We start from the raw sequence: 23,136 nt of genomic DNA, 5'->3' as shown, positions 1-23,136 counted from the left end.
GAGAAAACTAGTTTGTGACATTGGCGTCCAGTTAAATTTACATGGATTCCAGTGTCAAGCACTGGAATGACATTATGGAAGCTGTGATGACAAGGAAGGAAGCACTAGAAAGAAATGGGTGTCACGCACTGGGATGACATTATGGGAACTGAGATACAAGAAAAGAAACACTGGTTTGACATGCACCTGAACAGATACTCTCAGTAATGTAAATTCAACTTTACCCCATTTGCAACCATCAGGGTTCTTTGACTATAGACCTAACAATTCTTTTCTAATTTCTTCTTTAATTGTATCAATAATCTTTTTATCAAGTTTATTTATTAAGGAATCATCAATACCTGTGATGTCATCTGGATTTTGTATCATTTTTTCAATAGCATCATCTATTTTTTTTACTCTTTCTTTATTAATTTCATCAAATATAGGTTTAATTTTCACATAACCAGGAGCGCCCTTGCTATAACTTTTGCTGCTTTCGTTGATACAACCACCAGCACCATATGTTTTATTCACGTAGTTTTTACTACATTTTGTTACATCTTTATACCCAATCTCACCATTTTCTATATATGCTATTTTATTATCTTTACTAGAGTTTAGCTTGTCCCCTTTCTTAATTTCTTCTTTTAATTTTAAACTTTGTTCATGAATTATTGTATCTTTGTAATTCTTTCCCCCATAGGTTCTGTATGTACCTCCGCCTGCAACAGTAATTAAATCTTTACAAATTGTTTCTGAAGAGTCTCTGCACATTTTTATTAAAGTTGGTCCCCCATCCTTGTTAGATTCATCATCTTCTTGTCCACCACCTCCTTCTGTCACTTTTACTTTAATATAGGGATAATTGGGGTTGATTTTTAGTTTAGCTTTAATGTAATCACCTGGCATTCCTAGTCTACTTACAGTAGACTGAGCTTTATCAGCTATATGACCAGCTTCACCACCTCCCCATGCTTCTATTTCAACGTAATCATACATTGACAGATCATCTGTATAGCCATCTCCAAGCTCATAAAGTTTTTGATCCCTGTTTTCAATAATCTGCTTCTTATGTTTCAATTGTGCTATTATTATTTCACGTAATCTCTTTTTTAAACCCTCTAAATCGAACCTACACAATTTATCAGCATAAAAGACTTCTGTTCTATTTGCTTTAATCGGTTGATTTTTTAATTGTGTGCACTTTTGTATTTCACCTTTCTCGTTTTTTACTGTTTTACCATCCTTATCCTTGCAATCCACTTCCTCATATCTTAAGTAAAATAGTTTATCATTCTTATCTACATACTGTGTTGAGCGACTACATACTCCATCAAAGCAGAGGCAACCATCATCACCGTGATTACAGTTTTTTTCTTCATACTTTCCATCTGTTAACTCATATACTATTTTGCATTTGTCACAATTTTGTTTTGTATCTACCTCTTTATCCTCTTTTGCCATGCAGTTATCTCTAGACTTATTTTCAGCAGGAATGGAAATATATCCTTTTTTATTAAATATTATTTCATTCAGTGCATCTTGTGGCTTTGCTAAAACCTCAATTGTTTCGTTACAGGGAAAATAATAAAGCTGATCAGACTCCTTTGAATAAACAGTATTGTATTTATTGTATCTTGCCCCCATTGATTTTAGCGATATTAGCTTACTTTCTTTTTTAAGAACAAACTCCTCTGGTTCTGGTTGCCACCCAGAAAGGCAGAGCATTTTACTTTTAGAATTTTCTTTATATTTTATTTCTACTTTTGGATATCCTGAGCCATCTAGTTTGCACTTACCATTCTGAAGCTCTTTACATTCTGCTTCGATATCGGGAACATACCCATATTTTTCTAGAACTTCAAATTGCGAATTATTTTTTAATATACCTTCTATTACGCTATCGATGTCGCTTTTACTGTTACTGCTATCAGTTGTTTTTGCCACTATTGCTGGCTTTACTACTTTTAAAGGTAGATGGCCAACATATGTAGGAGAATTTTTATTAACATAAAAAGTACAGATGCCATTACTGTGAGTTCCACGTGCGTCATAAGTACAAACGTTCTCACTCATCTTTATTTTTACTTTTAGCGTATTTTCGCCTTTACCCTCATTAGGCTTTGGTATGCTCACTTCTTCAATCTTTGGAGCAGGTGGCGCTGGGAAGCAGCGAGCAGGAAATTGTAATTTTCTTTCGGACTCTTCTTCCTCAGTACCATAGTATTCAGCGCAGAGCTGACCTTTTTTTCTATAGGTTTTGAGATAATGGATAGTATCTTTAATAGTAAATGGATAAATTGGAGTATTCTCACTATTTGAAAAACCGCGCGGAAAAGGTAGCTCCCTTCTTTCTTTCAGCTCACCAATAATGACTCCAACTCTTGGATGGAAATAATCATTTTCTTCATTTGTTATAGGAACAATTCTAACTTGTGGTGGTGACATCGCAAGTTGTTCACAAAATGGAGGTGGGCCAGGTGCAAGTGGTACAGGCACACATTGTACTTTGGTTTGATAGCAGGTATCGCAAACATTTTCCATATTCCCTGGACGGAAAATATTTTCCCCTGAAAATACTCTAGAGCCCCATGAAGAAATTCCTGACATACAAGCCCCCTTTTGACTACAAGCGCATATTTTAGGGGCATTAACAAATTTTACTTTTTCTTCATCAGTAACACCATCTGCCCATTCCCATTCAAGGCGTTTCGCAATTCCTTCTTTGATTTCTTTACTGTTATCTGTCTTAATTGTTCCATCAGCTAACATTTTATCTCCTTCCCAATCGATAAAAGCTGCTGCAGAAACTCCAGCACCTGTGGCTTGTGTGCCATATATTTTGTGGCAAGATGTTCCACTGGATAATATATAACAGTTGTCGTTCCCTTCGTAATTGCAGACCTTAATCTTTGGATCGAAGTAACCTTCTGGTCCCTGATTATTTACTGCTGTAACTTTAATAAATTGCAATAATTTTTTGTCAAAGTCTAAATCGCTCCACTTGCCTTTAAAAAAATTTGCAATACCTTTTCCTGTTTTATTTCCTACAACCTCAAGTTCAGTATTGCTCTTTACAAAATACGGACAATCAGCATATCCTTGATAAGAAAGACAAAATATCAAGGAGAATATCAATAAAAAATTAAGCTTTACATTTTTCATAGAACGCCGGTAACCACTTACTCACTTTTTCGCCTTTTTCCTTTATTGCTTCATACATATACTTTATAGTCTCTTTATTAGCTGAAAGTACATGTATTTCTTTCATATTCTTCAAATCTAGATTTAAAGTTACTAAACCTTTGTATTGCTTTATCAAAAATAAACCTTCCTGTGTTGGTGTTTGCAAAATGACATTCAGTTCCTCTTTCGACAGAGAAAATGCTTTCATGTATAACCTGTTTGCATTTATGTTCGGCATCAGGATTCTCGTATCGACATGCTTATCTAAATATTGAGTAAACTTGCTAGCAAATGCTAGGTTTAAGTTTTCAGTACTTAGAATTACTACAACATTTAACTTTGTCATTCTTTGCATCCAGTCGTCAAACTCTCCCTCTGTAGGAAAAATATTACTTATCTCCCATGCTTCATCCAAAACAAGTATTGCAGGTGAGCCATCACATTTTGCTTCGAAAGAGTATAAGAAATAGTAAAGTATCACGGACATACATTCTTTTTGCTTAGTGAGATTTGCAGTATTGAGGGATATAGTTTTTGTTCCCCAGTCAATATCTGACTCATCACCATCTTGGAATAAGTAAGCAAATTCACCTTCACCACACCATTTACTTATTTTGCCTCCAAGAAGTAAAAGCACTTCAGAAATTTGAGAAATAGATCGCGATTCTCTTGGTATAGCAAATATAGAATCTACAATTTTTTTTGTCTTTTCTTCTACGTCTACCAAACTTGCATTTGCAACCATCCTTTTGATCAATTCAACAAGCATATTGCGATTAGAAGCACTATCTTCAATGTTCAGTGGGTTAAATTTTAGACTTTTATCTTTATATTTTGGATCAATTATGTAATATTGGCCGCTTACTGCTTTAGTAAATATTATTGATTTTCCAGTATTATCCAATATAACAATCCTAGGGTTAAATTTTCTTGATTCCGAAAGTAAGAAATTGATCAGTGAGGTTCTACCTGAATTTGGAGCTCCAAGTATTGTGGTATGACCATTATTTTTCTTTCCATGAAAGTTAAAAAAGTAAGGACTGCCTTTTTTTGAAAAAAAAACTGTTACTGCTTCTTTCCATCTTCCTCCTTTTAACGTACCTGATGTAAAATCATGCAACATAGCAAAGCTGCAAGCATATTTTTCTAATATATTTTTTGGTTGTGTAACAAAAGCAAAGTTTCCAGGAAGCTGTGCCCAAAAATGATTTTCCATGTGCAGATCAGTTCTAAACATCATCAACCCGATTAACGACATTACAGAGGATAAATCGCTGATATTTTTAGCTAACCTATTCTTATCATCTGCAAAGATTGTAACAATAATTTTCTGTTGACAAAAATCCATAGCAGAAATTTTTTCAAGCTCTATTATTTCATTTATTCCTGAGTTTTGAAGTAAGGTATTGTCCTCACTGATTTGCAGTATATTAATTTGTTTTTTAAATTCTTTTACTGCTTTATTATTACTAGTAAATATTATTATTTCTGTGATGATAAGCTCAGAGTCAAGTTGCAAACACCTATCTATATTTTCTAAGGGGATTTCTCGATATTCCTTTATGCAAAAAATAGAACCAAACTTCTGTTGACCTTCAAACGATGTTTGAAATTTATTGAAACCAAAAGCTACTTTTAGGTTTTTCACATGCTGCGATAGATCCCTTTCACATATTGGATAATCTTTGTGCGTTAATGTAATAATGTAATGGAGAAATTCCATCATTTGAGAATATATTTTGCCTTCACTAGACCTAAGGCCCAGTTTTTTAGCTCCAAAAGGTTCTAAATCTTTTTGAATCAGGTCAGTTATTTTTTGTAATTCTTGATGATTTTTTTGTAAAAATAACTTGTGCCTATTCTTTATCCTGCCAAAAAAAAATGCATTATTAATATGTTTGCCAAAATCACTAAGTAACACCACAATGTATAACTCATTTATATACTGTAGTTTACTATCAACTAGTTTATTAAACCACGTTGAGTGTAGCTGATCGGAAAAGTCTGCAGTTTTATTCCACTGTAAGCTCAGTTTATTGCGCTTACGGACAGTGTGAATCCAAACTGTAAAATATAAACTCTGGATATTTTTTGATATACTTTTTCTAATTTCAGTTCTAAGATCACCATAGTTATCAACTGAAGAATAGTCTTCTAACTTGATTATTTTTAACAATTCCCCCTGTTTTGTTAGTATAGTTTCTTCATCGTAGTGGCAAGCATAAGGGATAAAATCTAAATTAATACTTTCTAGTAACGCTAAATTGTTCTTTTTTTCAGAATTAGAGCTAGTGGCCGGTACTTTTGGTTGCATACAACATTATGTGTATTCAATAAAAAGATAATTAAAAAACATAAAAATACTATCTTAATTTTTATCTTTTTCTTCGCTGTCGGGCTGTAATTTTATATCTTTTGCAAAGTTGAATTTTTCTTTCAAGTAATCTGTTGCTTTTTCTGTACTCCCAAACATCATGATCAGTACACCAAACAGTATCATGAAGAAAATTAGACCTCTGAACACTACTGCAAGTATCACTGTAGCTATACATAACCCTATAATTGTCGAAGGATTCATATTTTCCATAGTATCTTTAACTGAAAATGAAGAAATAAGTTCTTTCAACGTTCCTGGTATATTTTTCAATTCATCACTTGCTTTGCTAGAACATGACATGAAGATAAAACTTAACAGGGCTACAATAGCAAAAACTTTACCCAATTGAATACGCATCAGCTAAATACCTTTAAGATACTCCTTAACTGTAACAATTTTTACATCAATAGGCAAGAACCGAATTCACTTGCTCACCATAAGTAACTCATATTTAACTTTTATCACTGTGTTAGCCCTTTATTATCAACAAGAGGACTCACACTAATGGATATCAATTTACTTGACAGAATATTTGAACAAAATTCAGCAGCAGCAGCTGTAGCAAACACTGCAGCCACCACAAACAGTCCTGCTCCTACTAATCCTGATGTCATTGCTCCTGCAAAAATGCACCCTATTGCTAAGAGAGCAGAACTTGTTACAAGTGCGACGTGAAGGTTTTTGTTATTGAGTTGTTTAATTTTACTATTATTTTCATAATTATTGGATTGCATTGTATCTTTTACCTTACTGCCTGTCACTGAGATCACACAATGAGGACCTTCTTCAGTCTTCTTATAATGTTTAGAAGGGGATCTTCTTCCGCTTGGGCCTTTGGGTCTTGTTTTGTTCGGATGTGCTAATTTTGTTTTTCCTTCATCTTCTAGTTGCAAACTATTATCTTCCTCAGCAGGGTTTAATTTTAAGTGTACACTTTCCTCAGATGAAATGCTTGTTACTGAAGTTAAGCTGTTCCTTCTGCTACTTGATGCCAAGCTAGATGAATTTATTCGACTATCTAAATCACTACTACTACTACTGAGTTTAGAAGTATTTGCACCACTTGGCACTTCTACAGCATTCACAGTTATATTAGGCTTTTCATTTTTTAAATCTTTACTATCAATCGAAAGATCAGATTGACTATTCAATTGTGATTGTGTGATCTTCTTTCTTGCTTGCGGTTGTTTTGATGTAAGAATTGTTGAAGCATCATAACTATCTAAACTTCTCAAGGGATTATATGTTCCAGAGATTCCTTTTCCACTTACACCCTTAGCTAAAGAATCCTTTTCCAGAGGATTAATACCTGAATTTTTGGGAATTTCAACTTCACCAGAAAGAATTTGTTTGTTAAATAGTTCCATAGTATTATTTTGTCTATTTGCTTGATTACTTCTAAGACTTTTCTGATTTTGAATAGTGCTACTAGAATGATCTTTGTCACTACTTTTATTAGTAATCCCTGTAATCTCTAAAATTATTTCTAATATTTTTCCTCTTCTTGTTGGTGATCTTTGTGATGATTTTTCTTCATTGTTAAGTACTGAAGATTTCATTAATTCCTCTGACTCTATCACTTTTGTTTTCAATGCTGGAAGGAAGTTGTCAATATAATATTTATAATATTCTTCTTGTTTTCTCAATGACTTTTCTAATTCAATTAATACGTTGGGATCAGCTCCTTTGTTAAACAACTCTATGCATTTTGCGATAGTTCCATCTCCCTTTTTTAGATTTCCATGATTATGTGTTTTTTTTGTGACCTTTTTGTATATAGCATTGTACAATTGTTGATTAATATCTTCACTCTTCTGATGTTTTGCAAAACGACTTAGCATAACATTTCTCCATACATAACAAAATGTATGAATACCTCTTTAGCGTTAATTTTACATTAAAACTGGGCAGTTATGCCTTATTGCGGATAATTATAGCAATTTGCTAACAATTTTCTTTGCTGATTACTGATTTTACATTTCAACATAATTGCTTGCCTGTTGAACTAACATATCTATCACTTCTTTTACAGGCTTTTCTCTATCAACCATGCCAACACTTTGACCGGCCATTAAAGATCCTGTTTCAACATCTCCATCAATTACTGCCCTTCTTAAGGCTCCAGCCCAGAACTTTTCTATTTCAAGCTGCCCATTTTCTTTTGAGATTTCTCCATTTTGATATTTATCAATAATGTCTCTTTGATGCTCCATAAAATCGTCACTTGCTTTGTTAACTATAGCCCTTACTGGAATTACAGGGAAATCAGCACTAATCTGCACAGAAGATACAGCATTACGCGCAGCTGATTTGATGAATACTTCTTTAAAATTTTTGTGAGCGATTGACTCATTCGTGCAGACAAATAATGTACCTATTTGACAGCCACTTGCTCCCATTTCTAGGTAGTTCACTATCATTTCGCCTCTTCCTATTCCACCTGCAACAAACACCGGTGTTTTCTCATTTTTAAAATGAGGTAATATCTCTTGTGCGAGAACAGAAGTGCTAACAGGACCGATATGTCCTCCTGCTTCCATACCTTCTATTATTAACGCATCTACTCCCATTTTTACTAACCTTTTCGCGAGGCTTAATGCTGGTGCAAAACACATAACTTCAATGCCCGCACTCTTGATTTTTTCTATATTAGGCTTCGTTGGTAGTCCACCGGCAAGCACTATATGGCTTACTTTCGTTTCAATGCACACATCTATCAACTCACTCAACTTTGGGTGCATAGTAATTAGATTTACACCAAATGGTTTGTTAGTTAATTTCTGTGTCTCTATGATTTCTTTTTTCAGTAAGTCTGGAAACATTGCACCGCAAGCAATCACGCCAAATCCACCAGCATTTGAGATTGCTGAAACCAAATTTCTCTCTGAAACCCAGCTCATAGCGCCACCCATTATGGCAAACTCACTACCGAGAAAATTTGTTCCTTTTTTCCAGAGGCTACTTAACATATAACCTATATCATACGTTTAAAAATGTTTTGTTTATCTATAAATGTGTGTTTTAAAGCACCAATTATATGCAAGGCTATAAAGAGTATCATAAAATATGCAAGTATCGAGTGTAACTGATTAGCTGCACTAGCTAGATCTTCATTATGGTTAATTAATAAAGGGATATGGAAAAAATATTTGATCTCTTTGCTAGAAGCAGAAGACATGACATAACCAGATAGTGGCATTAGCACCATCAAAGCATATAAACCAAAGTGTATCGTTTTGCTCGCATTGATTACAAATCGAGAAAAATTGGCTGGTAATGGCGGAACATAAGTAAAGACGCGAAAAAATATACGTACTATAATTAATCCAAGAACGGTGATACCACAAGCCTTATGAACAGCGTATATGCTGAATTTAATTTCACTGCTAATCGGCAAACTTTTCATGTACAGCCCAGAACAAAGCATGCCAATAATAAAAGCAGACATTAACCAATGAATGATCCTTAAACCTAAACTATATTTATTGTCTTTCATTAATTTTGATTACTCTAAAGTAGAATTTATATAGTAGAAAAACTATTTCTCAATCAAAATTATCTATACATAATTTTGCTGCCTTGATCAACATAAGTGCAATAATTGTATGTGACACATAAACATTGTCTATCAGATTATGAAGAAGTGGTGAAGTTTTTGAGAGTTTTTCTATTGTAACGATGAGTTATAGCTTGTACAAGAAGCCTATTGACTTTAAGCACATTTTACCCTATACAATTCCAATACCTTAAGCTACCAAAGCATGCCTGATCTAAAGACAATGATGCTAAATTTTGGCCCTCAGCACCCAGCTGCACACGGGGTGTTACGTCTTGTTTTAGAGATGGATGGTGAAGTGATCGAGAGGGCAGATCCCCATATTGGGCTTTTGCACCGTGGCACTGAGAAGTTGATAGAACATAAAACGTATCTTCAAGCTCTGCCTTATTTTGACCGCCTTGATTATGTGTCACCAATGTCACAAGAGCATGCATATTCGTTATGTGTAGAGAAATTATTGCAGTGCGAAGTTCCGATTAGGGCAAAATATTTGCGTGTTCTATTTTGTGAGCTGACAAGAATACTAAATCATTTACTAAATATCTCTTCCCAAGCACTTGATGTTGGGGCGATGACTCCTCTTTTATGGCTCTTTGAAGAGAGAGAAAAAATACTCGAGTTCTATGAAAGGGCCTCAGGTGCAAGATTTCACGCAGCTTATATAAGGCCAGGTGGACTTGCAGCAGATATCCCAGAAGGTTTGATTGAAGATATTGCAAAATTTATAGAGCAATTTCCAAAGTATATAGATGATGTTGATGAGCTTCTAACAGAAAATAGGATATGGAAGCAACGCACTGTAGGAATTAGTGAAATATCAATAAAACAGGCGCTTGATTGGGGCTTTAGTGGACCAATGCTCCGTGCTGCTGGACTTGCTTGGGACTTGCGAAAAAGCCAGCCATATGAGATATATGATCAGTTAGATTTTGATATACCTATCGGCCAAAATGGTGACTGTTATGACCGTTATTTAGTAAGAATGGCAGAGATTAGGCAATCTATTAGCTTGGTGAAGCAATGCATAGAGAAAATTCCTAAAGGGCCAATAAAAACTGAAGATAGAAAAATTTCTCCACCGCCAAGAGCAGAAATGAAAGAATCTATGGAGGCTATGATTCATCATTTTAAGCTTTATTCAGAAGGATATCATGTGCCAGAAGGTGAGGCATATGTGGCTGTTGAAGCACCAAAAGGTGAGTTTGGAGTATATATAGTTTCAGATGGTACCAATAGACCTTATAGATGTCGAATAAGAGCACCTGGCTTTGCGCATTTACAGGCCTTAGATTTCATGGCAAAAGGACACATGCTTGCTGACATTGCAGCAATTATCGGTTCACTCGACATAGTCTTTGGTGAGATTGATAGGTAATTATTTTAAAATAGTAACTTAACTAATGGTTAAGACATCTTCTATCATAAATTGTATAAATTCATTGCCATTCCAGTAATTCATAGAGATTTTACCCAAAATGGCTTTAACATTACCCTGCATAATAGCAGAGCCGAGCTCAGTATTTGCACAGCGAAACGCAATAGCTTTGACCATAACATTATCGTCAGCAATAAAACATTTTATATGGTCAACTCCTATAACTTCCGGCTTTCTTATCTTTGCCCCTTGAATGATGAATCTTGGTTCAGGATTGCCAGCTCCAAATGGCTCTAAGCGCTGCAGTTGATTCCAAAGGGATAAGTTTATTGCTTTAGCTGTTACTATACCATCAGCTTTTATAGTTTTATCGTTTGTGGAGTTTGCAAATCTTTCAGTAAAAAAATCATGTAGATCACTTATTTTATCTTCTTCAATCGAAAATCCTGCTGCCATACTGTGACCACCACCTTCAATGATTAGGTTGGTAAATTTTGCAGAAAGAACCGCAGCACCAATATCTACTCCAGAAATTGACCTACAGCTTGCTTTTCCTATTCCATTGTTTAAAGATATCACTATCGTTGGTAAGTGAAACTGCTCTTTTAGTCTTGATGCAATGATACCAATTATTCCCTGGTGCCAATTACCACTTACCATTATAAAATTTACACCTAAGTGGGCAAAATTTTCCGCTTGTGTTGTGGCTTCCAAAATAGCCTCATTTTCTAGCATTTTTCTTGCATTATTCAAATCTATTAGTTTTAGCGCGATTGAATGTGCATCATCATCATCATCGGTGGAAAGCAACCTTGCACCGAGCGATGCTTCTCCAATTCTTCCTCCGGCATTTATACATGGCCCAATACTAAACCCTAATCGTGAAACACTTGGTTTTTCAAGGATTCCCAAAGCGTCAAACAAAACACGTAAGCCAACATTTTTTCTTGCTGACATAACTTTTAATCCTTGTAAAACAAAAGCCCTATTTAGGCCTGTAATCTGCATAACATCGCAAACAGTTCCAAGAGCAACCAAATCCAGTAGATCAAATAAATCTGGTTCTTTTTTGTTGGTAAAAAATCCTTGCTCACGTAGGATTCTGTTAAGAGCAACAATTAGCAGAAATGACATTCCAACTGCTGCTAAGTTATTATAAGGAGAGCTCTCATCAAGGCGGTTGGGATTAACAACTGCTACAGCACTTGGTAATTTTTCTGTTCCAAGGTGATGGTCGACAACTATAATATCAAGTCCAAAGACTTTTGCATCTTCTATTGGTTGATATGCAAGCGTACCGCAATCAACAGAAATACATAAATCAATACCATTCTTTTTAAGTTGTAATAAAGCATCTGTGTTCAATCCATAGCCCTCATCAACACGATCTGGAATATAGATTATAGAGCGTGTTCCAATCGCTCTTAGGTACCTATTAATCAATGCTGATGACGTTGCACCATCAACATCGTAATCACCAAATATTGCAATATTCTCATTATTGTTTATTGCTTTTATTATGTGAGAAACAGCTTTATCCATATCAAGGAGGTGAAAGGGATCTGGTAATAGCGATCTGATTAGTGGGTGTAAGAAGTCATGTGCATTTTCTATGTTAACACCACGAGCAACTAATATTCTTGCTAATATTTCTGGCAACTCAAATCTCTGTATAAGAGTAAAAATCTCCCTTTGATCTGCTTCTTGTAACTTCCACAGTGCATTTGTTATGCTGCGTTTTTCAATATCAAGTAGCATATTTTTTGTAAATAAAACTACTTTACCAGAACTTTTACGCTTGTTCTATAATTGTGTTAGACTTCTGTATAACCTAAAGAAAGATATAGGAGAGTGTCACTCGAAAGGAATCACATTTATTTTGACAAAGAGCATCTGTAAAATCTGATACTTCTTCTTGCATAACATGCTCTTTAATTAGTATTATATCTATATTAGCATATAAGTGTGAATATTATATTAGTGTAATTACTTTTTGGTATACATAACAAATTTATGCCTGGAAACAGTTTTTGGTTACTCAAACCTTTTCTACCTTTATTTCATATTCTTTAAAGTATTTTTTGCACTTTCTTTATAAAAACCATAGGTACCAATCGGTTTTTAGCTTAAGAATAAAGGTTAAGTATCTGGAATTCTGGACATAAAATCCTCCTGAAAGATTAGAAAGAAAATGCAGCGCATATACAACAGAATTTGAACACGTGCTGAAGAAGATACACTACGTTTTTTTTTGAAAAATTGACTAAAAAGTCTGCAGACGAAGATAGATTTTTGAGCTCTTAAAATACCTCTACTGTTAGAGTAAGGAAAGCGAGAAGGTTTGTCAAGCAATCTTTATTGGCTGTTGTACTAGAATTCAGTTTTTCGTATAATTTGCTAGAATTTGTGTGAAGAATTTTAAATATGAAAGGCCTATATATTAAAACTTACGGCTGTCAGATGAACGTTTATGACTCCATTTTAATGGAGAATATAGTTAAGCCTTTAGGGTTCAACGTTGTTAGTGATGCAGAACAAGCTGATTTGGTGATATTAAATACTTGTCATATTAGAGAAAAGGCAGCAGAAAAGCTTTACTCAGAGCTTGGAAGAATCCATTCATCACAAAAAAATAAGGAAATGACCATAGTGGTGGCTGGATGTGTAGCGCAAGCAGAGGGAGAAGAAGTGTTCAGAAGGGCTCCTTTTGTTGATATTGTTGTTGGTCCGCAGAGTATTTCTGCTTTACCGGAGTTAATAGTCAAAGCAAGCAGAAGTAAAGGTCATGTAATAAATACTGATTTTCCAGAAGTTGCGAAGTTTGATAAATTGCCAGATGAATGCTATGGCAATAGCCAGGGGTCTTCTGCGTTTCTTGCCATACAAGAAGGTTGTGATAAATTTTGTACGTTTTGTGTGGTACCATATACACGCGGGGCTGAGTATTCACGACCAGTAAATGAAATATTCCGTGAAACATTGAAGTTAGTTGCAAATGGGGCAAGGGAAATCAATTTGCTCGGTCAAAATGTTAATGCTTATCATGGAGAGTGCGAAGGAGAGGTGTGGGATTTAGGAAAATTAATTAGTCACATTGCTAAAATTGAAAAGCTAGAAAGAATCCGCTACACAACTTCTCATCCAAGAGATATGCACGAATCTCTCTACTTGGTACATGCGGAGGAATCAAAACTCATGCCGTTTGTTCACCTACCTGTGCAGTCAGGTTCGAATAAAATATTGCATGCAATGAATAGAAAACACACTGCAGAGGAGTATTTGGAAATAATAGACAGATTTCGCAAATTGAAACCTGAAATCGAATTTTCTTCTGATTTTATTGTTGGTTTTCCTGGAGAAACTGAAAAAGATTTTGAGGAAACTATGAAGTTAGTAGAAAAAGTAAAGTACGCTCAGGCTTATAGTTTTAAATATAGCCCAAGGCCAGGAACGCCAGGGGCGGAAAGAAAAGATCAAGTACCAGAAGAGGTTAAAACAGAGCGTCTTCTTCGTTTACAGGAATTAATTAGCAAGCAACAACTTGAATTTAATCAGAGTATGATAGGAAAAACTATTCCTGTTCTATTCAGTGATAAAAAAGGTAAACACCAAAATCAAATTATTGGTAAAAGCCCATACATGCAATCAGTATGCGTTGATGATCCTGACGATAAATACAAAGATAAAATAGTAAATGTAAGGATATTGGAAGCTCGGCAAAATAGTTTGTTGGGATGCGCTGCCTAATTAGAGAAAAGTGCTCCCATGGTCTCATGTAGAAGCACTTTGTGTGTTTTTATAAGTTTATAAGCTATCTAGATTTAATCCTTAAGGGACTACAACTCTCTGTTACGCAATCATATGAGACTTGATGTAATAGATTTGCGGGATTTTTTTTCTTTTCCCACTGATAGTGTACTTTTTCAACCTTTCCAGAATTATTATATTCATAAGAAAGCGATCTCCAAATAACGCTGCTTTTACTATTATTTTTGTTAGCATCGTGAAATTTCTAATAAGGCCAACTGTTATTGTCTTTATTCATCTTTAACTTAAGTAAATAAGTCTGATTTATTAATATGCTGTATAATAATGTCAACACCTATCAATGTTTATAGAAACAGAGTTTTTGAATTTGTAATTTTCTGGAAAGCTCTATATTCTTTGATTTTATCCAGTTAAAATGAATATGAAGTATTATCCTGATACAAGCAGCAGTCCTGATTTTTCATTGCTAGAAAAGGAAATCATAAAATTTTGGCAGGAAAATAAAATTTTTGAGCAGTCAGTCGAGAAACGTTCCAAGGATCATTGTTTTGTATTTTATGATGGGCCTCCGTTTGCAAATGGACTTCCGCATTACGGACACTTGCTTACTGGTTTTATAAAAGATGCATTTGCAAGATATCAAACTATGCTGCAAAAAAGGGTTGAACGCAGATTTGGTTGGGATTGCCATGGGCTACCGGCTGAGATGGGCGCGGAAAAGGAACTTAGAATATCTGGTAGAACTGAGATAGAGAAATTTGGCATTGAAAAATTCAATAATCATTGCCGTACTTCTGTGATGAAATTTTCATCAGAATGGGAGAAGTATGTAAATAGACAAGCAAGATGGGTAGATTTTCACAATGACTATAAGACTATGGATAAGTCATTCATGGAGTCGGTCATGTGGGCATTTAAGCAGCTTTATGATAAAGGTCTGGTGTATGAATCAATACGCGTTGTTCCCTATAGCTGGGCGTGCGAAACTCCACTCTCTAATTTTGAAACAAGGCTTGATAATGCATATAGAGAAAAAATTAGCAAAGCTGTAACTGTTGCTTTTGAACTTTTAGAAAATCCAAAGCAATTTAAACAAAAATGTAGATTACTTGCTTGGACTACAACGCCTTGGACGTTGCCGAGCAATCTTGCACTGGCAGTAGGGGAGGATATTGAGTATTGTATGGTGTTAGTAAATGGTGAAGTCTGCATCTTTGCTGAAAGTTATTTAGAGAAATTTGTCAGCCACTGTGAACAAAGCAATATTCAATATGAAAACTGTAATACAAAACTTAAAGCGAGTGATCTTGCAGGTCTTTCCTATAAACCACTGTTTGATTACTTTAAAGATACAAAAAATGCGTTCCGTGTTTTCATTGCTGATTATGTTACAGGAGAAGATGGTACTGGTGTTGTGCACACTGCTCCTGGATTTGGTGAAGAAGATTTTTACCTTTGCCAAAGCCATGATATTCGAGCTGTTTGTCCAGTTGATAACGCTGGAAAATTTACTACTGAAGTTTCAGATTTGGCAGGAGTTCATGTTTTTGATGCCAATGATACAGTAATCAAGAAATTAAAAAGGCAGGGGAGCTGGTTTAAAACTGAGCAATATATTCACAATTATCCACACTGCTGGAGAACTGACACTCCTTTAATCTACCGCACTATGCCTTCTTGGTATGTTGCTGTGACAAAGTTTAAGGGAAGAATGACAGAGCTAAATAAGAGAGTTAATTGGATGCCAAATCATATAAGAGATGGTCAATTTAGAAAATGGCTTGAAGGAGCGCACGACTGGTCTATTTCACGCAATCGATTCTGGGGTACTCCAATTCCTGTGTGGAAATCAGACGATGCAAAATATCCAAGAGTGGATGTGTATGGCTCAATAGCAGAACTAGAGCGAGACTTTAATGTTAAGATAGATGACTTGCACAGACCGTTTATCGATACTTTGACGAGACCAAATCCTGATGATCCAAAAGGAAAATCAGTTATGCGTCGTGTGCCTGATGTGTTTGATTGTTGGTTTGAGTCTGGCTCGATGCCGTTCGCGCAAGTTCACTATCCGTTTGAAAATAAAGAATGGTTCGAGAAAAATTTCCCTGCGGATTTTATCACTGAATATATAGCACAAACAAGAGGATGGTTCTATACGCTTTTTGTGCTTTCCACTGCTTTATTTGACAGTGAGCCATTTAAGAACTGCATATGCCACGGTGTGGTTCTTGATGTGAAAGGGCAGAAATTATCCAAACGTCTGAATAATTATGCGGACCCAATGGAAGTGTTTGACAAATATGGTTCTGATGCGCTGCGTTTTCTTATGCTGTCTGGTTCCATTGTCTGCGGTGGTAATTTACTACTCGACAAAGAAGGAAATTTAGTGCGTGATGTTCTGAAAAACGTAATAAAACCTATTTGGAACAGTTATCACTTTTTTACTATGTATGCAAATGCAGATGGAATTAAAGCTGAGATTTGTAGGGATTATCAGAATACTATTGATTGCTACATGATTTCAAAATGTTTTGAAGCTGTGGAAGGTATGCGAGCTTCTATGAACAACTATAACTCTCAGGAAGCTTGCAAAATCTTGACAGATTTTTTTGAAGTGCTAAATAATTGGTATATTCGTCGCAGTCGCGAGCGTTTTTGGAAAAGTGACTTAGATCAAGATAAAACCGACGCTTATAATGTTCTATACACAGTTTTTTATTACATACTACGGGCTGCAGCTCCTTTGTTGCCACTTATAACAGAGACTATATGGCAAGGGCTTAAGTACAAAGAAACATCTGTTCATTTGGCTGATTTTCCACAATTAGATAGATATAATAGTGAACTCATTGCCAAGATGGATTTGGTAAGGGAAATATGTAATGCTGCACTCTCTATTAGAAACATGTTTAACATACGTATAAGGCAGCCACTTGGTAGCATGACTATTTATCATAAGTCTTCCTGCAATTTTCTTGAAGATGAATATCAAGAGATGGTAAGAGATGAGGTGAATGTAAAAGAACTAGAAATAGTAAGTGAATTGAAAGAGGTTGCATCACTAGAGTTAAAATTAAATTTTCCTGTGCTTGGAAGAAAAGTTCCAGACAAAATCAAGAAACTAGTTCAATACGTTAAGGAAGGAAAGTGGAAGCAAGTTGAAAACGAACAGATATTTTTGGGAGATGAAACAGAGAGCTATACTATGGAAAAAGGTGAATATGAACTATTATTAAAAGCAAACAGTGAATATTCTGCTGTGTTTGATAATAACAAAGGAGTTGTTATTCTAAATACTGAATTAAATAATGAACTAATTCTAGAAGGGCTGGCAAGAGATATTGTGAGGCTTATTCAAGAAACTAGAAAACAGGCTGATTTTTATATATCAGATAGAATCAGAGTAATAATCAAAGCAGAAGATGAGAAAATTAAGGAAGCAATAAATACATGGGTTGAATATATAAAAGATCAGACCCTTGCCTTATCTTTGGACACTAATAAAGAGATCGAGGCCGATTTCTATTCTAAGGAATACCAAGGTTTGACAGTTGGTATTAAGTTAATAAAGTTGCAAAGTTAGTAATGTTTATGCTATACTTAAATTGCTTTAAGTAGGGTGGTGATATGAATCAAGTTGTTGCAGATGGTCATAGAGAAGTTATTGATTTAAATAACAACAGTGATGGTTTAGGTAAAGTAGAATCTATTTCCAATGTTGCTTTGGAAGAGGAAGAAGAGTTTTTTGATGCTATGGAAGATGTTTCTAATGTAGAAGAAGGGAATGATTTAGGTCTTGCTAATTCAGAAGAGGAAGAAGAGTTTTTTGATGCTGTAAGTAAGCAGGATTGGTTAATTAAACAAATAGCTGCTTTTAATGTTCCGCTCAGTATATTTCATTATAAAGATTATAATTCTGACTTTTTTACCTCCTGGTATAATATGTCAAGCGAAATATTGAAAGAGATAAACAGAGCTTGCCCAGAGAAGAAAATATTAAATTTAGCTCTGTCAGTTTTAATGCTTCCTTATATTGCTTTTACTGCACTGGGGTTAGTCATATACAGTAGATTTAAAGCAAATAGCAAGACACAAGAAGGTGTAGTGAAAGATAAGACAAAAAAGAGTGAAACAGGTGTGCCAAAAAGATTGGCATATGGCGCTCTTGCTGCAATGGCAATTTTTGTTAATGTGACTGTGCTTGTAGCCTTAATCGTTCCTGCAACAGTTGCTTTGGCTACTTTTTATCTTTTAAATAGAGATTTATCTCACTCTTTAGTTACTGCTCTTAAAATAACTATGGGGCAGTATTCTAATAAGCACCAAAATATAGAGGTATCTTTTCATGAAATGGAGGTTTCTGAGTCAAGCATTGCATATGATATGGAAATAAAGTTTCCACCGCAATTTAAACAATTACTTAGAGATTTATGCGATAATGAAAATAATCAGTGGTTTAGTGTAACGCGGGATTCAGAGCGCAATATCGTACTGAAATTGTCAACTAACATCAATTTAAAAAATGGTCTTAAGCCCTTGCGTAATAAAATCAAGAGTGTGCTTGCAACTTCGATTCAAGAATGCGCAAGAACTATGGAAGAGCTGATGAAGCTAGAAAAGAAAGATATTACACATGATAAACTGAAGGAATTGTTGAACGAATTCAGGCTGAAAGTTGTAGATAGTATAGGCCATCAATTGACAACTCATTTGATAGAAAATGCTTATCAAGTTGCCTTCATACAAGCAATTAAGTTTCAGCAAAATAGACGGGGAGAAGATTTTTCACTGGAGGATGAGCTAAAAAATACTTTAGTGAAACAGAAATTAGAAAGTCAAGGTAAGGAATTACCAAATGAGAAAGAGATGATAATAGGAGATATAAAAAAACTGAAAAATAAAGAGGCACTTGATTTAGCTGATGAAGATGATCGATTAGAAGCATTGGGAAAAGTAGGTGGGATAACAAGAGATATAAGTGATGATGCACTTCCTGTATTTAAAGCAGAGTGGGAACGACTTAAAGAAGAAGGGAAAATAGCTAAGAGTACAATCATTGATGTTTATAAGGATATATATCCTCAAGAAACGAAGAAAGCTCTAGATAACACTAAAAGAGAGATTGAGTGTTTAAAAAAAGAAGGACAGGAAAGATATATTAGGATACATGAAAAATTGAAAGCAATATATGATGAAGGAAAAAATAACTTAACAGACAATGATTTAAAAAGGAAATTAGAAGGTCTTTTTAAGTTCGAGTATGGTGATCAAGAAGTTGAGCGAAGGCTAGTAAAATCAGTAATGAGAAAAGCAAAGGGTGAGTTAAGCCTGTTAGGAATACTAAGCTTAATAGACCAGTTTCGAGATTTAGAAGAGGAGATAAAAGGTCCTTTGAATGGGGAAAGTTTAGAAGAAGCTTCAGGTAAAGTGAATGATTTTATAGCAAAGATGTATTTAGAAATAACGAAACGTAAAACGCAAGATTTGTTTAAAAGTCAAGCAAAGGGTATAGAGAATTCATGTAAGCTGTTAGAGGAAAAGGAGCCGGATTTAGTACAGAGGATTAATGTGCACCGAGTGAAAATTGCAGAATGCTTAGATCAACCTATATCGTTAAGAGAAGTAATAGAAGTAATAGAAGAAAGTGAGGATTTAAATAAGTACTTAGAAGATGAGCGAAAGAGAAAAGGAGAAAAGCATCCAAATACAAAGCTAATACAGAAGCACTTAGAAAATAACAAAGAAATTCTAAAAGCATTAGAACAGTTAAAATTAGAAAAAGAAGGATTATTGATAAATGAAAAAACAAAAAATAATTATAGAGAAGAGCTAGAATCTCGTGAAAAAATAAAATTTGCAATAATAGAGGATGATTTACTGGAGGCGTTCGAGCATGAAATTTTTGATGAAGAAGCAATTAAGAAGTTGCTAGAGAAAGCAGAGCTTGGGTACTATTTGGCAGAAAAGTGCATAAAAAGTCCTGTAATTAAAATGAAAGATAATATCAAACACTTTTGTCAAGATTTATTGTCTCCTCTAGTAGAGAGATTAGCAAATCTTATAATAAATAATGTACCAAAAGATAATGAGAGTGGTGTGTGGAGGATTTGGAACTCTCTCAAAGTTGGTTTTAATTATAATGTGATTGGATGGTCAGCTACTGTAAACAAAGATAATAGCACAGAAGGGAAAGCATTGAGTGTGGCACATGATACTAATAAGGAAGTAGAGACATTTCTTCAACATTTTCAATCAAGTTATGAAGAAATTGGAGTTTTTTTAGGTAATTTATTTTCTGATGATGGAACGACATTTAAAAATGATGTCTGGCCTAAAGTAGAAGAGCATTTGCATGGAATGTGGGATAGGTTTTTCAAGGATATTGAATTCAAGATAGGGAATAAATTGGATGAAGTAAACGTGACACAGCAAAATCAGGAAACGGCGATTACGGCTTAATAATGAGCTCTCAAAGTTCCTTCAGTATTTTCACACACTAAGTTTACTATCATATTTGATTCTTTTTGGATTTCCTCTTCAGTTAAAGTGTGAGTTGGAGAGCAGAAAGTAACTGAAAATGCTATAGACATCTTATTCGATTCTATATTGTTTCCATGATATACATCAAATATCAAAACTTCTGTGATGAGCTCTGAGCTTTTTTTCACCATATTGATTATACTGCCTGCTGCTACATCTTTATTTACAATAAATGCAAAGTCGCGTTTTACACTTTGATATTTATAATCGATAAATTTTTTTCTACTTATAGGTAAATTTTCGATATTTTCTAATATCAACTCAAAGCCTACAATTTTTTGTTTGATGTTAAAAAAATCCAATATACTCGGATGCAATTCTCCAAAATAACCAACTATTTTACTTCTAAAAGATAAGGAGCCTGATTTTCCTGGGTGATAATATTCTTTTTCTGCTCTCTCTATTGCTAAATTATCACAATTGACATTAAAAAGTTCCAAAGCTGTTATGAGGTCAGCCTTTGCGTCAAAAATATCTATTTTTCTATCAGTGTTATAGTGGTTTTTCGGCGAATTATTTCCTGATCTAATTCCACTTAAAACGTACTTAGACTGAGCCTCACCATTATAAATTGGTCCAATTTCAAAAATTGCGAGATCAGATATCCCGTGAGCAATATTATCTGCAGTGACTTGCAACAAATTTGGTATGACACTTGGCCTCATTATATTGAAGTTATTATTAAATGGATTATCGATAATGAATAACTTATTCAAGTAACCAAACTTTTCAGCTGTTGATTCACTCATAAAAGACCAAGTTATCACTTCATGAAACCCTCTGCTTGTCATTAAAATGCGCAAATCATCTTGTGTCTCTTCTTCTACTGTAACGTCTTCTGCTAGTTGCTCTTCCTTTATTTTATCATAGCCGTATATTCTTACTACCTCTTCAACTAAGTCAGCAGGTATGGTTACGTCCGGTCTCCAGCTTGGTACTTGTATATTCCAATTACCTTCGGTTTTTTTATCGATACTAAACCCTAGCTTTGTTAAAATATCGAATACCTCATTAGGTGATGCAGATACACTTCCAAGTTTGTTTGCATTCTGATAATCAAAATTTATCTTGGTATAAGCCTTATTCAAATTGCCAGCAGACACTATGCTTGACACTTCTCCGCCACATAAATCCAAAATCATTTTGGCTGCAAGATTGAGTCCATCAAGGGTAAATTCAGGGTCAATTGAACGTGCAAATCTGTAACTTGAGTCTGTGGAGATGCCTAGCTGCCTTGAAGATTTAGTGATGGAGATGGGGTCAAACCAAGCAGACTCTAAAAAGATATCAGTAGTTTCAAGAGTGCATTCACTGTACTTACTGCCCATAATTCCAGCAATTGCCTGAACGTTTTTATCATCAGAAATAACGCTTATGTCTTTGTTCAATGAGTATTCTTTATCATTTAAACCAATAAATTTTTCTCCATCGTTTGCTTTACGTACTGTGAGCTCTCCTTCTATTTTTTTTGCATTATATGTATGCATTGGGCGATTAAAGGATATCATGATGTAATTAGTAATATCAACTATTGCAGAAATGGAGCGCATTCCTATCGATTCCAGACTATCTTTTAGCCATTTTGGACTCTCTTTATTTTTTACATTAGTGATATATACTCCACTAATAAAACTCTCCCCATCGATGACTTTGACGTTTATTAGTGAGTTCATAGAAGCGGTAAGTTGTGGAATGATTAAAGTCTTTAACGTTCCAATTCCAGTTGCTGCTAGATCACGTGCTATTCCATAAACACCTAAGCAATCTCCACGGTTTGGAGTGATGTTTATGTCAATTGCAGGATCGCAATTGAAAAATTTATCTCCTGTTTTATAATCATCAGAAAGCTCGATTATTCCTTCACTTTCATCTTGAGTCAGCGAAAGCTCAGAGGCAGAGCAGAGCATCCCTTCACTTAGCACTCCTCTTATTTTTGTAGGCTTAATTGTAAAGTTGCTTTCTGGCAATGTGCTACCAAGAGATGCAAGTACAGTCTTCATGCCTTCTTTAACATTTTTTGCTCCGCAGACTATCTGCAGAACTTTACTTCCATCATTTACTCTACATAATTTTAATTTATCAGCATTTGGATGAGGTGCGACTTCTAATACTTCTGCAACAACAAACCCGGCCAATCTGGAATTGTCGATCACATTCTCTACTTCCAACCCTATGTGAGTTAATTTATCAGTAATTTCCTCTAAACTAGCATTGGTTTCTAAGTACTCTAATAACCAAGATAATGTGAATTTCATCTATCTAACAAGAAACAAAAATTCATAGTAATGTAAAATGTGATGTTTTTAAAGTTTGTTGTAATAAGTGGCTTCTATATTGCAAGAAACA

At 34.8% G+C, this 23,136-nt stretch carries 12 protein-coding genes; 4 read left to right on the top strand and 8 right to left on the bottom strand.

Features of this window, described 5'->3' with window-relative positions:
• Window positions 1-252: 252 nt before the first annotated feature.
• The 6 genes from OOL01_RS07530 to OOL01_RS07505 all read right to left on the bottom strand — a co-directional run bounded on the left by OOL01_RS07530 (window position 253) and on the right by OOL01_RS07505 (window position 9,041).
• Window positions 253-3,147: a hypothetical protein gene (locus OOL01_RS07530; RefSeq protein ID WP_264686722.1), complete on the bottom strand. Its 2,895-nt coding sequence runs from the start codon at window positions 3,145-3,147 to the stop codon at window positions 253-255.
• Window positions 3,128-5,482, bottom strand: coding sequence for a VirB4 family type IV secretion/conjugal transfer ATPase (locus OOL01_RS07525; RefSeq protein WP_264686721.1), 2,355 nt, complete (start codon window positions 5,480-5,482; stop codon window positions 3,128-3,130). The genes OOL01_RS07530 and OOL01_RS07525 overlap by 20 nt, the downstream gene beginning before the upstream one ends.
• Before the next feature lie 54 nt (window positions 5,483-5,536).
• The gene (locus OOL01_RS07520) at window positions 5,537-5,902 is read right to left on the bottom strand and encodes a hypothetical protein (protein WP_264686720.1); all 366 of its coding nucleotides are present in this window, start codon (window positions 5,900-5,902) and stop codon (window positions 5,537-5,539) included.
• Between the two features lie 104 nt (window positions 5,903-6,006).
• On the bottom strand, window positions 6,007-7,386 hold the full coding sequence (locus OOL01_RS07515) for a DUF350 domain-containing protein (protein WP_264686719.1): 1,380 nt from the start codon (window positions 7,384-7,386) through the stop codon (window positions 6,007-6,009).
• Between the two features lie 132 nt (window positions 7,387-7,518).
• Window positions 7,519-8,514, bottom strand: a complete 996-nt coding sequence (locus OOL01_RS07510) for an NAD(P)H-dependent flavin oxidoreductase (RefSeq protein WP_007302056.1) — start codon at window positions 8,512-8,514, stop codon at window positions 7,519-7,521.
• Window positions 8,515-8,519: 5 nt separating this feature from the next.
• Window positions 8,520-9,041 carry a cytochrome b gene (locus OOL01_RS07505; RefSeq protein ID WP_213863969.1) on the bottom strand — a complete coding sequence of 174 codons (522 nt, stop codon included), beginning with the start codon at window positions 9,039-9,041 and terminating at the stop codon, window positions 8,520-8,522.
• 265 nt (window positions 9,042-9,306) lie between these two features.
• Here OOL01_RS07505 and OOL01_RS07500 point away from each other — a divergent pair, with 265 nt between their 5' ends.
• A complete protein-coding gene (locus OOL01_RS07500; RefSeq protein ID WP_264685566.1) occupies window positions 9,307-10,479 on the top strand; it encodes an NADH-quinone oxidoreductase subunit D in 1,173 nt (390 codons plus the stop codon).
• A gap of 18 nt (window positions 10,480-10,497) precedes the next feature.
• Here OOL01_RS07500 and recJ read toward each other — a convergent pair whose 3' ends face one another.
• Window positions 10,498-12,237, bottom strand: a complete 1,740-nt coding sequence (recJ, locus tag OOL01_RS07495) for a single-stranded-DNA-specific exonuclease RecJ (protein ID WP_264686718.1) — start codon at window positions 12,235-12,237, stop codon at window positions 10,498-10,500.
• Window positions 12,238-12,903: 666 nt separating this feature from the next.
• Here recJ and miaB point away from each other — a divergent pair.
• The 3 genes from miaB to OOL01_RS07480 all read left to right on the top strand — a co-directional run bounded on the left by miaB (window position 12,904) and on the right by OOL01_RS07480 (window position 20,709).
• Window positions 12,904-14,226: a tRNA (N6-isopentenyl adenosine(37)-C2)-methylthiotransferase MiaB gene (miaB, locus tag OOL01_RS07490; RefSeq protein ID WP_264686717.1), complete on the top strand. Its 1,323-nt coding sequence runs from the start codon at window positions 12,904-12,906 to the stop codon at window positions 14,224-14,226.
• A 436-nt stretch (window positions 14,227-14,662) separates the two neighbouring features.
• Window positions 14,663-17,833 (top strand): isoleucine--tRNA ligase, encoded by a 3,171-nt coding sequence (ileS, locus tag OOL01_RS07485; protein ID WP_264686716.1) that lies wholly within the window; start codon window positions 14,663-14,665, stop codon window positions 17,831-17,833.
• A gap of 44 nt (window positions 17,834-17,877) precedes the next feature.
• A complete protein-coding gene (locus OOL01_RS07480; RefSeq protein ID WP_264686715.1) occupies window positions 17,878-20,709 on the top strand; it encodes a hypothetical protein in 2,832 nt (943 codons plus the stop codon).
• On the opposite strand, the gene pheT is transcribed toward OOL01_RS07480, so the two are convergent.
• Window positions 20,706-23,045: a phenylalanine--tRNA ligase subunit beta gene (pheT, locus tag OOL01_RS07475; RefSeq protein WP_264686714.1), complete on the bottom strand. Its 2,340-nt coding sequence runs from the start codon at window positions 23,043-23,045 to the stop codon at window positions 20,706-20,708. The two genes, OOL01_RS07480 and pheT, sit on opposite strands and share 4 nt — an antisense overlap.
• Window positions 23,046-23,136 lie beyond the last annotated feature (91 nt).

The organism is Wolbachia endosymbiont (group B) of Rhopobota naevana (genome assembly GCF_947250615.1).
Classification (GTDB): domain Bacteria; phylum Pseudomonadota; class Alphaproteobacteria; order Rickettsiales; family Anaplasmataceae; genus Wolbachia.
Note: the sequence above shows the minus strand (reverse complement) of the source record. Positions and strands in the feature narration are given on the sequence as shown.

Bases quoted from the DNA above. Each gene is read 5' to 3' on its own strand.
- recJ (WP_264686718.1), bottom strand. From the start codon at position 12,237: ATGCTACTTGATATTGAAAAACGCAGCATAACAAATGCACTGTGGAAG.
- ileS (WP_264686716.1), top strand. From the start codon at position 14,663: ATGAATATGAAGTATTATCCTGATACAAGCAGCAGTCCTGATTTTTCA.
- OOL01_RS07530 (WP_264686722.1), bottom strand. From the start codon at position 3,147: ATGAAAAATGTAAAGCTTAATTTTTTATTGATATTCTCCTTGATATTT.
- pheT (WP_264686714.1), bottom strand. From the start codon at position 23,045: ATGAAATTCACATTATCTTGGTTATTAGAGTACTTAGAAACCAATGCT.
- OOL01_RS07510 (WP_007302056.1), bottom strand. From the start codon at position 8,514: ATGTTAAGTAGCCTCTGGAAAAAAGGAACAAATTTTCTCGGTAGTGAG.
- OOL01_RS07525 (WP_264686721.1), bottom strand. From the start codon at position 5,482: ATGCAACCAAAAGTACCGGCCACTAGCTCTAATTCTGAAAAAAAGAAC.
- OOL01_RS07480 (WP_264686715.1), top strand. From the start codon at position 17,878: ATGAATCAAGTTGTTGCAGATGGTCATAGAGAAGTTATTGATTTAAAT.
- OOL01_RS07500 (WP_264685566.1), top strand. From the start codon at position 9,307: ATGCCTGATCTAAAGACAATGATGCTAAATTTTGGCCCTCAGCACCCA.
- OOL01_RS07520 (WP_264686720.1), bottom strand. From the start codon at position 5,902: ATGCGTATTCAATTGGGTAAAGTTTTTGCTATTGTAGCCCTGTTAAGT.
- OOL01_RS07515 (WP_264686719.1), bottom strand. From the start codon at position 7,386: ATGCTAAGTCGTTTTGCAAAACATCAGAAGAGTGAAGATATTAATCAA.
- OOL01_RS07505 (WP_213863969.1), bottom strand. From the start codon at position 9,041: ATGAAAGACAATAAATATAGTTTAGGTTTAAGGATCATTCATTGGTTA.
- miaB (WP_264686717.1), top strand. From the start codon at position 12,904: ATGAAAGGCCTATATATTAAAACTTACGGCTGTCAGATGAACGTTTAT.